Annotated in this window: 9 protein-coding genes; 1 reads left to right on the top strand and 8 read right to left on the bottom strand. The window is 29.3% G+C overall.

All coding sequences use genetic code 11. The features are described 5' to 3' along the window. Positions 1-31: 31 nt before the first annotated feature. On the bottom strand, positions 32-952 hold the full coding sequence (ribF, locus tag BOBLI757_RS00580) for a bifunctional riboflavin kinase/FAD synthetase (protein WP_046304604.1): 921 nt from the start codon (positions 950-952) through the stop codon (positions 32-34). 305 nt (positions 953-1,257) lie between these two features. On the opposite strand from ribF, the gene rpsT reads away from it, so the two are divergent. Beyond that, entirely contained in the window at positions 1,258-1,521 is a 264-nt protein-coding gene (gene rpsT / locus BOBLI757_RS00575; RefSeq protein ID WP_046304602.1) for a 30S ribosomal protein S20, read from the top strand. A 44-nt stretch (positions 1,522-1,565) separates the two neighbouring features. On the opposite strand, the gene dnaJ is transcribed toward rpsT, so the two are convergent. The 7 genes from dnaJ to BOBLI757_RS00540 form a co-directional block, all read right to left on the bottom strand. Beyond that, positions 1,566-2,687, bottom strand: a complete 1,122-nt coding sequence (gene dnaJ / locus BOBLI757_RS00570; RefSeq protein ID WP_046304600.1) for a molecular chaperone DnaJ — start codon at positions 2,685-2,687, stop codon at positions 1,566-1,568. A gap of 148 nt (positions 2,688-2,835) precedes the next feature. Then, a complete protein-coding gene (dnaK, locus tag BOBLI757_RS00565) occupies positions 2,836-4,746 on the bottom strand; it encodes a molecular chaperone DnaK (RefSeq protein ID WP_046304599.1) in 1,911 nt (636 codons plus the stop codon). A 479-nt stretch (positions 4,747-5,225) separates the two neighbouring features. After that, positions 5,226-6,524, bottom strand: coding sequence for a threonine synthase (gene thrC / locus BOBLI757_RS00560; RefSeq protein WP_046304597.1), 1,299 nt, complete (start codon positions 6,522-6,524; stop codon positions 5,226-5,228). 3 nt (positions 6,525-6,527) lie between these two features. Continuing rightward, the gene (thrB, locus tag BOBLI757_RS00555) at positions 6,528-7,460 is read right to left on the bottom strand and encodes a homoserine kinase (protein ID WP_046304595.1); all 933 of its coding nucleotides are present in this window, start codon (positions 7,458-7,460) and stop codon (positions 6,528-6,530) included. Positions 7,461-7,474: 14 nt separating this feature from the next. Further along, entirely contained in the window at positions 7,475-9,934 is a 2,460-nt protein-coding gene (thrA, locus tag BOBLI757_RS00550) for a bifunctional aspartate kinase/homoserine dehydrogenase I (RefSeq protein ID WP_046304593.1), read from the bottom strand. A gap of 1,100 nt (positions 9,935-11,034) precedes the next feature. Continuing rightward, positions 11,035-11,460, bottom strand: coding sequence for a DNA polymerase III subunit psi (locus BOBLI757_RS00545; RefSeq protein WP_082087392.1), 426 nt, complete (start codon positions 11,458-11,460; stop codon positions 11,035-11,037). Between the two features lie 43 nt (positions 11,461-11,503). Further along, on the bottom strand, positions 11,504-13,210 hold the full coding sequence (locus BOBLI757_RS00540) for a DEAD/DEAH box helicase (RefSeq protein WP_052712330.1): 1,707 nt from the start codon (positions 13,208-13,210) through the stop codon (positions 11,504-11,506). Positions 13,211-13,929: the final 719 nt, after the last annotated feature.

Below are 13,929 nucleotides of genomic sequence, written 5' to 3'. Positions count from 1 at the left end.
TGTATTAAAATAAATCTATAACAAAAATTTTTTATAATTTAAAATAACTACGAGCACATAAAATATCATGTTTAATTTGACATTGTAATTCCTCAAGCGAACAAAAATGCTGTTCATTACGCATTTTCTTACGTATCACTACAGTAATATACATACCATATAAGTCAATAACTATATCCAATAAATATATTTCCAATCTTTGATGTAATCCACATATCGTTGGACGTACACCTATATTCGCTAATCCAGGTAATGGACCAGATACTACTCCATAAATTTCTACTAAATATACACCATGAATAGGAAACTGATAACCTTTCAACAATATATTAGCTGTAGGAAAACCAATCACTCTTCCTAATGCATTACCATGAGTAACACGACCAGATATACGATAATCATGTCCTAGTAACATTTCAGCATCAGTAAGTCTATCTTGCATTAATGCAACACGTATAGCGCTACTACTAATGCGTTGTCCTTTTTCAGTATAAGTAATAATACTCATGACGTCAAAACCAATATCTTTACCTGTTTGTCGTAACAATAAATAATCTCCTTTTCGATTACTACCAAATCGAAAATCATTACCTACACAAATAAAACGAACATTTAATTCTTTAACTAATAATTGAGTAATAAAAGTATATGCTCCTAATATAGCAAATTTTTTATCAAAAAGAACACATAAAACTATATCAACTTTTACATCAGCAAGATATTTTAATTTATCACGTAAAGTGGTTAAACGCACCTTCTTGCCCGTTAAAAATTCTTTAGGATAAGGTTCAAAAATCATTACCATACATGGTAAATTGCGATTACGTCCTTCAAGCTTTAATTGTTCAATTAAAGCTTGATGTCCACGATGAAATCCATCAAAATTACCAATCGTCAGAACACAACTACGATGACGTGCCTTTAAATTATATACGCCACGAATAAACTCCATAAAACACTCAAAAAAATAATGACATTACAAATTTAATTTATATTTTTAAAAAAAATACAAACTACAATTTGGTTATTAAAAAATTCAATAAAATTGTAGTATATATTTTATAATTTTTAAAATTCAAGATATTTGAAATAAAAAATATAATAAATATTATTATAATATAACAAAAAAAATCACAAAAAATGGAGTTTTAAATAAAAAAATCAAATTTTTTATTGATTAATTTATATTTAATTGACAGAATGTAGAATGGATAAACGTCAAAAATAATAATTGCATTCAATATAGGGATCAAACCTTTGCCGAACACTAAATCAGCTAAAAAAAAGGCTATTCAATCTGAAAAGAAACGTCAACGTAATACTAGCCGACGTTCCATGATACGTACTTTTATAAAAAAAATACAAACAATTATAACAAATGGAGACAAAATAACAGCACAAAAAAAATTTATCCGAGTTCAATCAATTCTAGACCGCTTTGCTACTAAGGGATTAATACATAAAAATAAAGCCGCTAGACATAAATCAAAAATACACTTACGCATCAAAAATATGCAATAACAACTACAATTAATTATTAATTACAAAACAACTAAAATCTAAAATTAGCGCGTTAAGTCATCAAAAAATTTCTTTACACCCTCAAAAAAATTCTTCGAACGAGGACTGTTCTGGTTACTATAATTTCCTCCAAAACTATCTGCTAATTCCTGTAAGAGATGCTTTTGCTTATCATTCAATCTTACTGGCGTTTCTACTACTACTCTACATAACAAATCTCCACGACCTCCACTACGCACTGATTTTACTCCTTTACCCCTCATACGGAACAACTTACCAGTCTGAGTTTCTGCAGGAACTTTTAATTTCACGCGCCCATCTAAAGTAGGTACTTCTATTTCTCCACCTAATGCTGCCATAGCAAAATTAATAGGCACTTCACAATAAAGATTTTTATCTTCTCGATCAAAAATAGGATGTTTGCGTACTTGAACTTCTACATATAAATCACCAGAGTGAGAACCATTATCACCTAACTCACCTTCACCAGACAAACGAACCCTATCACCCGTATCTACACCTGCAGGGATTCTTACAGAAAGAGTCTTTAATCTTTCAATACGACCATGACCTCGACATTTATTACATACCTCCTTAATAATTTTACCTTGACCTTGACAAGTAGGGCAAGATTGTTGAACTGAAAAAAAACCTTGTCGCATCTGTATTTGACCCTGTCCACGACACGTTATACAAGTCACTATTGATGTTCCAGGTTTAGCACCATTACCATAACAAATATTACATTCCACTAATGCAGGTATACGAATTTCCTTAACAACACCGCGAACGGCCTCTTCTAAAGTCAACTCTATACTATAACGTAAATCGGCACCTCTTCCAGATCTTTGACGTCGATTTCCGCCAAAAATGTCACCAAATACATCACCAAAAATATCACTAAAATCCGTATTACCAGCACCACTCATTCCAGCAGACTGATCAAAAGCAGAATGGCCGTAACGATCATATGCAGCACGTTTTTGCGGATCAGTTAATACTTCATATGCTTCCTTAATTTCTTTAAATTTTGCTTCAGCTTCAGCATTACCCGGATTACGATCTGGATGAAACTTAATTGCTAATCTTTTATAAGATCTTTTTATATCACGCTCATCCGCATCCTTAGAAACACCTAAAATCTCATAATAATCCGACTTTGCCATCAATTTTTCCTAACTTTTCTCTAAAACAAAAATAACTGGTCCTTGCAAACAAGGACCACAAACAAAAATACCACAAACTCATATCACCATAAATCATTTATAATTCATTATTATCTATACAAATAATACAAAATATAAAGTAAAACCACTATTTTTTATTTTTAACTTCTTCGAATTCAGCATCGACTACATCACCAGTAGCATCTGATCCGCTATTTGTAGTGGATGCGGCTTTATCCTTATCTTTTTGTTGGACAACTTCTAACAATTTACTAGAAACTTTTATCAAATCCTGTATTTTAACTTCAATTTCACTCTTATTTTCATTTCTTATAACAAGATCCAAAGCTTTTAATGCATTTTCAATAGCTACTTTATCATCTGATGGCAATTGATTGCCTACTTCTCCTAATTGCTTACGTGTACTATGCAACAAATGATCAGCTTGATTACGAACTTGCACTAATTCTTCAAACTTACGATCAGACTCAACATTAGCTTCTGCTTCTTGCACCATCTTTTTAATTTCTTCTTCATTTAGTCCAGAAGAAGCTTTAATAGTAATCTTTTGTTCTCTTCCACTATTTTTGTCTTTCGCAGATACATGTAAAATACCATCAGCATCAATATCAAAAGTAACTTCTATCTGAGGAATACCACGCATAGCTGGAGCAATACCATCTAAATTGAACTGGCCCAAAGATTTATTATCACTAGCACGTTTACGTTCACCCTGCAACACATGAATAGTAACAGCAGACTGATTATCTTCTGCGGTAGAAAAAATCTGACTATGCTTAGTAGGAATAGTAGTATTTTTGGCAATTAATGAAGTCATAACACCACCCATAGTCTCAATACCTAAAGACAAGGGAGTGACATCCAACAATAAAACATCTTTAACATCACCAGACAACACACCACCCTGCACCGCAGCACCAATAGCAACAGCTTCATCAGGATTAACATCTTTACGCGGATCTTTACCAAAAAATTCAGAAACTTTTTTCTGTACCAACGGCATCCTAGTTTGTCCACCTACTAAAATTACATCATTAATATTAGAAACGGACAAACCAGTATCTTTTAAAGCTACTCTTAATGGATCTACAGTACGATTAACTAATTCCTCTACTAAAGACTCTAATTTAGCACGAGTAACTCTTAAATTCATATGTTTAGGACCACTAGCATCTGCTGTAATATAAGGTAAATTAATATCCGTTTGATGCGAAGAAGATAATTCAATTTTAGCTTTTTCTGCTGCTTCCTTTAAACGCTGCATTGCTAATGGATCATTATGCAAATCAATTCCTTGACTTTTTCGAAATTCATCTACTAAATAATTAATCAAACGACTATCAAAATCTTCTCCTCCTAAATGAGTATCACCATTAGTAGCTAGTACTTCAAAAGTTTTTTCGCCATCAACATCATCAATTTCAATGATAGAAATATCAAAAGTACCACCACCTAAATCATACACAGCAATGGTACGATTACCTGTTTCCTTATCTAAACCATAAGCTAACGCAGCAGCAGTAGGTTCATTAATAATACGCTTGACTTCCAAACCCGCAATACGACCTGCATCTTTAGTCGCTTGACGTTGAGTATCATTAAAATAAGCTGGCACTGTAATAACTGCTTCACTGATTTCTTCACCAAAGTAATCTTCTGCAGTTTTTTTCATTTTCTTTAAAATTTCAGCTGAAACTTGAGGCGGCGCAATTTTTTGTCCTTTTATATTTAACCAAGCATCTCCATTATCAGCTGCAATAATTTTATACGGCATAATACCAACATCACGTTGCACTTCCTTATCTTGAAAACGACGACCAATCAAACGTTTAATAGCAAACAAAGTATTTTGCGGATTTGTAACAGACTGACGTTTCGCTGGCTGACCAACTAAAATTTCACCATCCTGGGTATAAGCAATAACAGAGGGAGTAGTACGATCACCTTCACTGTTTTCTAATACACGAGGTTTACCACCCTCAATAATCGCAATACAAGAATTGGTTGTACCTAAGTCAATACCAATTATCTTCCCCATCTAAACATCTCCACTGAAAAATTAATTACATGATTTTATGAAATTGATATGCGGGCAAAACATAATTTTTCAAGTTTAACCATATAATTTGTTTTAAAAAACAACGATATATAACAAAAATATCAAAGTTATACTACATGCAACAATAAATAATTAGTTCACCTGAAACAAAACGCAAAGTTATAACATATTAATTCATGTTAATTTTTAAATTCATATTTTAATCATTAATCATGACAACTATCTAAATATAAATAAAACGATATGTTAAATAACACAATATAATACACAAAACATCACCTAACCTGCATATTATAAGATAGTAAAATAAATATTAAAATTTATAATGCATGGATATAAAATATTACATAATTAACCCAATGGCTAATAAAATAATAAAAAAAAACTATGCTATAGTATATACATTCATAATGACAATATGATCACATCAACCATTCATTATTATAACATAACATAATCTAATTCATCAAAGATAACATAAAATTACGTAACTCATTAAAATCAACTGAAATTTTACGCGATAATAAAGGTAATTTATTAAAACATAATAAAGATGCAGGTGATAACAAAGAAAAATTGTGATTAAAAATACTCTCAATCTCATGTTTAAATTTAGCAGGATGTGCAGTACCAAGAAAGATGCCAAATTCATCATGATGTAATTGATCACTTAACAAACAATAAGAAACAGCTGCATGAGGCTCAGAAATATAACCCAAATCAGCCATTACCTGCAGTGTTTTAATAGTGCGGTCGTCATCTACACTACCATAAGATAATGTAGATAGTTGCCATCTTTTACGACGAAATAATTCTTCTATTCGTGCCCAATTATTAGGATAACTTACATCCATAGCATTAGATAAAGTTGTAATTGCTGGTTGAGGAAACCAATATCCACTACTAAGATAACGTGGAACTGTATTATTAATATTGGTGGCAACAATAAAACGCTTTACAGGTAAACCAAGTGATTTTGCCAATAAACCTGCTGTCAAATTACCAAAATTTCCACTAGGTACGGAAATTACTATTCTTTGATTTATTTGTTGTTTGAACAATTGAGCAAACGCTTCAAAATAATAACAAATTTGTGGTAATAATCTACCAATATTTATCGAATTGGCAGAATTCAATCCTAATTTTTTTCTTAAATATGTATTATCAAATGCCTGCTTTACTAACAACTGACATGCATCAAAATCTCCGTCTACTGCTAAAGTATAAACATTACCACCTAAAGTACAAAACAATCTTTCTTGTGCAGAACTAATTTTACCATTAGGATACAAAATTATTACATTAACATTATCAAAACCATAAAAAGCATGTGCTATTGCAGCACCAGTATCACCAGAAGTAGCCGTTAAAATGGTCATTAATTCCCCCTGATTAATTTCATTAAGAAAATGAGCCATAAAACGACCACCAAAATCTTTAAAAGCTAATGTTGGACCATGAAATAATTCTAATACCGCTATATTATCTTTAATTAACAATACTATAACAGGAAACGTAAAAGCAGAATTTATACATTTTAATACTTTATTTTCCGAAACTTCATGACCTATATATACTGACATAATATGCAAACTGCGATTAATAAAATCCATATTCAATAAACTATCAATTTCACAAGTAGTAAATCTAGGTAAATCTATAGGAAAAAATAACCCCTGATCCGAACCTAATCCTTGTTGAATAGCCTGAACAAAATTAACTTGCTCATTAATATTTTTAATATTATAAAATTTCATCAATTATTCCATTATTACATATGCACCGCGATTATTAAGCTGACAAATATAAACAAAGCCCTTATTGCGTGGTAAATAACAATCAGCCAACCAATTAGCTGCATACAATGCAGTATCATAAGTATCAAAAACACTAAATAGAGTTGGCCCTGAACCAGATATGCCACACGTTAACGCACCTAAATCAATTATATATTGATAAGCATCGATAAATCCTGGTAATAATTGAATTCTGTATGGTTCTGCAATTATATCTTTCATCAATCCAGCTGCTAAATTAGCTTGCTGAGTATGACAAGCATGTATAAAACCAGCTAAATGTCTACTATGAGTAATACAATCATCTCTAAAATATTTAATTGGTAAAATGTTTCTAGCTTGTGCAGTAGCAACTGCACTTCCTGGATAAGCGATCACCCATAACCAATTTTCAAATACAGGTAATTTCTGGCTAATAATATCATTTTCTTTAATAATAAGTTGCATGCCACCAAGAAAACAAGGAGCAACATTATCAAAATGAATTTCACCAGAAATTAAACCTTCCATTTCACCCATTAATATCAACAATTGATCATTATCTAATGGATAATTACAGTAAACATTCATTGCTAATAATGCTGCCACTACAGAACAAGCACTAGAACCTAACCCAGAACAAACAGGAACATTTTTTACTAACTGCATAGTAACCGGACACTTTTTATTTATTGCAATACAGAATCTCTGCCAACATTGATAAACAAGGTTATCTTCTATTCTTTTTGGCAAATTGTCAATAAAGTTACCCGTAATATATAAACTAAATTTATTTGAATTTTCTATGGTTACTATATCGCCAAGCATAGAACCATCTATTGGAGATATGGCAACTCCAAGAACATCAAAACCTACATTAATATTGGCAATTGAAATTGGAGCATATACTTTTACCATAATTAAACTCTAAATTAATTAAATAACACTAATGTACGTAAAAGATCAGCAAATACTCCTGCAGCTGTAACATTATTACCAGCACCATAACCACGCAATACTAATGGTAATGGATGATAATAATGAGTAAAAAATGCCAATGCATTCTCACCATCTTTAATATTAAAAAGAGGATTATTGCTATCTATCATTTCAATTTTTGCTTGGCAAACTTTTTTATTAATACTACCTACATAACGTAAAACACAATCCCTATCATGAGCTAACGCAACTTTAACAGAAAAATCACGATCAATAGATGGCAATCTATTAAGAAAACTACTCACACTGCCGCTAATATCAAAACCCACAGGAAGAACCGATGTCACAGATATATCTTCTAATTCTAATTGATAACCCACTTCACGAGCAAGAATAAGTAACTTCCGAGCTACATCCATGCCTGCTAAATCCTCACGAGGATCAAATTCTGTATAACCATGTTGCTTTGCAGCAATGGTTGCGGCTGAAAATGACATACCTTCATCCAATTTTCCAAAAATATATGACAAAGATCCAGAAAGTACCCCGGAAAAATACACTAATTCATCTCCAGCATTTAATAAATTTTGTAAATTTTCTATAACTGGCAAACCAGCACCAACATTAGTATCATAAAGGAATTTACGCTTAGATACTATAACTGCATTACGAATTTTACGATAATAATCCATAGAAGAGGTGTTAGCCTTTTTATTAGGAGTAACTACATGAAATCCGTGCAATAAAAAATCTACATATCGTTCTGCTATTCCCAAATCACTGGTACAATCTATTATTACTGGATTAAATAAATGATGTTTTTTAGAAAGATGAATTAATTTTTCTAAATTAGTAACTTCACATTCCTCATATATTAAAGACCCTTGCCACTTACTTAAATCTATACCATACATATTAATTAACATAAAACGAGAATTAGCAATACCACATATACGCAAGTCAATATGCTTATCTTTTAACCAATCACATTGACGACGAATTTGTTCGATTAAAGCACAACCAACACCACCTATGCCAATAATGAATACTTCTATTATTTGATAACTATGATTAAATAATGCCTGATGAACAACTCGTACTCCAGTAGCAGTATTGCTATCATGTACAACAACTGAAATTGAACGTTCTGATGAACCCTGAGCAATTGCAATAATATTAATATTAGCACGAGATAAAGCACCAAAAAATTTAATAGGTAAATCAAAATAGGAGTGCATGCCATCACCTACTATTGAAATAATAGACAATTGAGTTGTAACATCCACAGGTTCCAATAAACCATCTTTCAATTCTAGATAAAACTCTTCATCTAACACTTCACGCGCAATAGATAAATCTTTATTAGGAACACAAAAACTAATACTGTATTCTGAAGAAGATTGAGTAATTAATACTACTGAACATCCAGCACGAGACATCGCTGCAAATACTCTAGCTGCCATGCCAATCATACCCTTCATTCCAGGTCCAGAAACATTAATCATAGTCATATTATTTAAATAAGTTATTCCTTTTACATAACTATTTTGACTGTTATTAACAGGACCAATAAGAGTACCAGGAGCTTGAGTATTAGTAATATTTTTTATCAGACAAGGTATTTTAAATTGAGCAATAGGTAATATAGTACGAGGATGAAGCACTTGAGCTCCAAAATACGAAAGCTCCATTGCTTCCTGATAAGATAACGAATGCAATAATTGAGCATCGGGTACTTGATGTGGATCACAAGTAAACACTCCATCAACATCTGTCCAAATTTCGCAGCAAGTGGCACGTAAACAAGCTGCTAACACTGCAGCAGAATAATCAGATCCATTTCTACCCAATACTACTAATTCACCGCGTTCATTACCTGCAGTAAAACCAGCCATTAAAACAATATTATCACTAGGTATGACTACTTCTTGAATACGTTTAGTAGATTCTTTAATATCCACCATAGAGGATAAATAACTGCCGTGAGCTAATAATTTTGTTACAGGATCAATAACAGTTACACCAAAACCACGTGCAACCAATAATTCTTTCATTAAAAAAATTGATAATTTTTCACCTAAACAAATAATAACAGCATTAATGCTATCAGGACAATATTTTAATAACGAAATACCATATAATAATTGTTTAAGATTAGTGAACTCTTGACGAAGTATATCGCTTAATGTCAAATAATCAAACGTTGGCTGAAAATACACTAAAGCATTTGAAAGATCTACAAAAAATTTTTCTATATTATGGAAATCATGCATAATATCCATACTATTTAATGTCTTATTGACTATCGCCACTAAATGATTAGTAATTGTTGCTGGCGCTGACAAAACAACAGCAATCTGTCCTTGTTTAATATAATTTTCTAAAACATTAGCAACACGAATAAAACATTCAGCATTAGCAACTGAAGTGCCACCAAATTTTAAGACTCTCATTTGTATCTCCTAAATTTAAAGTCGAAAAAACCCGTACATTTCACATATAATTAAGATAAAAATACGAGGGGATTCCCTATAAGATGGCCATATATTGATCATATTCATTATAAAAAAAATAACTTTAGCAATAGCAAAAATATTAATCAAATAATACAAATAATGTAATCATGATACAGAAATCATGCCGCTGTTTATAGTCATTACAATTAAACATTTATATTTTAAATAAATACAAAAAATATAATTACATAATAATTAATTATTAGATATATTGATATATGTAATAATTAAAATCATAAAACATCATAATATACATCATAAAACTATAATATAAAATATTAACCATTATCACAATTACAATGCAAATGTAATAATCAAAAATTAAATTACATAAATAAAAATAAAAATAATAAACACAAGTTAAATAATCTAAAATTCTTTAATAAATATTAATAAATACAGTTAAAAAGCATTTTAAATAATTTTGCATAAAAATACAATAATTTAAATATTACCACTATTATATATATTATTGTTATATGTCTAATTGTCAATTATTATTCTTAATATAATTAATAATACATAATAATTAAAATAAATAATAAATATACTTGAAATTTTTAAATAAAAAATTATTAACAAAAACAAACAAAATATAAAACATTCAAAATATATAAATAATAAAAATAATATTATGTTTGAAAATCATGAAATCAACAAGTTATATTTTAATAATTATAAAATAAATAAAATTTTATAATATAAATTAACATTATTAAATAATTAATAATAATATTTAAATATTTAAATAAACAACAAACATACCACAATGCATATGATTTAATGAAATAAATATTTTAACATACTTATTAAAATAAAAAGTCTATATAAACCACATCATAAATATAAATTAATTAAATATTATCAATATTTATAAACTAATAACTCAAATAATTAAAATACAACCAAGCTTTCATTATATACAACAACAAAATAATATCTATAATATTTTATAATATAATAAAATGCATTAATAATATTTACTATATAATAATTAAAAAATAATAAAATTTTAAATTTATAAATAAATCCTATTTTCAAGTTTTCGAAAAATTAGAACTAAGTATCTGCTGCCATAAATCTTGTTTTATAATAGAACTTTGACAAACTACAGACAACGGAGGAGTGACAAATACAGCTCCATCAAAATCACGAAAAGGCTTGATACCTATCCACCAACTGTGATATCTGACTCTGTCAGATATCAATTTTGCCTGTCTTGGTAATAAAACACAGAACTGCTCTAAAGTCAACTGTAAACTACGTATCACATCATGTAATAATGTATGATCTAATGATGGTAATGGATCTGCTATTAATAATAAAATAATGTAAGACGGTAATATTAACGAACATTCATCTTCACAAATTATATGCTGTTTAAGCTTCCATTGAATAATACCTAGTCGCTGTAATATCCAATCATTTTTCTTTATCATTAAACATCCTAAAAAATCATCCATTACAACATTTAATCACTAATTAATTATAATCTATAATAATAATTTACGTTATATTGCGACGCGACAAAACATTACCTAAGAATCGAATATTTATAGGCTTATTTAAAATACGTATACGATTAAAATCAGACAAAATTTTGTCAGGTATTTTTCTAGATAATTCAATAGTAGAATAAGAAGAAAATAATTTAATTGTTCCTATATAAACATTAATGTTTAATTCACCATGTATTGCTCCAAGAATATGTTGCATTTTAATACCATGATCACGACCCAATTCGATACGATAAAGGCTCATTTTTTTATTCATATTTTTTTTTATACATGTAACAGATAATATCTTTTTATTATATCGTATACCATTACCATTACCATCAATAATGTTAGCTTTAACTTTACGAGGTAATGCAACATTCTTCTTTATTAAATCTGAAGATACTATCAATCGTTTACTACCTTGTACCATTTTTAAAAATACAGCTGCAAGATCTTCTATATCTAAATTAGTTTTTAATTTTATCTTTGATAATAATTTAAGATAAATATTTAAATCATCAGATTGTAATTGCATCTGTACCTGTGCAGAAAATTTTTCTAATCTACGAACATTTAATGTATCAGAAGACGGAAGTTGTACTTCCGGGATAGAATAATGTATTCCTCGTTCAATATTACGTAATAATTTAAATTCATAATTTCCCACGAATAACAACGAATTACCAATACGTCCAGCACGTCCAGTACGTCCAATACGATGCACATAAGATTCAACATCTAAAGGAATATCATAATTAATTACCAAACTAATACGACCCACATCTAATCCCCGTGCTGCTATATCTGTAGCAATAAGAATATCTAATTTACCATTTTTAAATCTATTTAATGTCTGTTGACGCAAAATCTGATTCATATCACCATTTAATGCAGCACTATTGTAACCATTATGTTCTAATATTTCATTCACCTCAACAGTAGAACTTTTAGTACGTACAAAAACAATAACGGCATCAAAATTTTCTGTTTCTAAAAAACGCATTAATGCTTCACTTTTACGAGTACCATAAATCGGGCAATAATATTGTCTAACATCTGAACACACACTAATTCCAGAATGAATAAAAACTTCTTGAGGATTATTCATAAAACGATTAATTACACGTTTAATTACTATCGGTAAAGTAGCAGAAAACAAAGCTGTCTGACGTTTAATAGGCACTTTGGATAAAATATTTTCCACATCGTCAATAAACCCCATACGTAACATCTCATCAGCTTCATCTAACACTAAACTTCTCAATTTAAATAAATTCAATGTGCCCCTATTCAAATGATCTAACAACCTACCTGGAGTTCCCACTACAATATGAGCTCCTTTGCTTAAAGCACGAAATTGAATATCATAACGTTGTCCGCCATACAACGGAACTATATGAATACCATCTATATATTTAGAAAATTCAGAACATACTGTGCTAACTTGAATAGCTAACTCGCGAGTAGGGGCTAAAATCAATACTTGCGTTACCATTAATTTAGGATTAACGTTATGTAACAAAGGCAAAACAAAAGCCGCAGTTTTACCACTTCCTGTTTGTGCCATACCTAACACATCACGACCAGCTAACAAATAAGGAATACATCTTAACTGAATTGGAGATGGGATTTTGTAACCAAAATCTTTTAAAGCATTAAGGATAGCATGATGTTTTAAACCTAAATCAACAAAAGAATTATTTTTACTTAACATTTATATCTACTCCATCATCCTTACCCTAATAATTTTAGGATAAGAAAAACACAAAAATACAAAAACTGATTATAATAAAATACGAAACAACAAAATTATTATTTATTTTTTTACTAATCTAAATTAAATAAATACACTCATATATTTTTCTGTTATTATCTTGACATATTAAAATGCCGAATTATATATATATTGACCTTTATTATTTTAGAAAATAAAATTTATTATTACTTTTCAAAGATCACTTTATGCTAAAAAATCTTAATTAATCATGACTATCAGCCAATTTATTTAATGATATAACTATAAAGACTTTATATAATCTTATTACCTAGTACAAAAAAATAAAATATCTAAACTACAATATAACTTACATTTAACTACAAACTTAAAGTTGTCTAAATTTTAAATTATAATAATAAAAAAACAAAATAATAAATAAACACAAACTATCCATAACAATTATTAATTATTGTATGTACTTTACTATAAATAGAACAAAAGACATCAAAAATAAATAAACATATACTAACAAATTTAAAAATATACTAAAATAAAACTCTTTATTATCAAATAACCACATTCTTACATTCAATTGAATATTACCATTTAAATGTATTGTAATTTTATTACAACAATACCTCAACAATAAATCAATATTTAAATAACAAATATCGTTAAGTTAAGTTATTTACACTAAAAATACCCATTACATATAC

Origin of the sequence: Blochmannia endosymbiont of Camponotus (Colobopsis) obliquus (assembly GCF_000973545.1) — a bacterium.
Taxonomy (GTDB): Bacteria; Pseudomonadota; Gammaproteobacteria; order Enterobacterales; family Enterobacteriaceae; genus Blochmanniella.
Note: the sequence above shows the minus strand (reverse complement) of the source record. Positions and strands in the feature narration are given on the sequence as shown.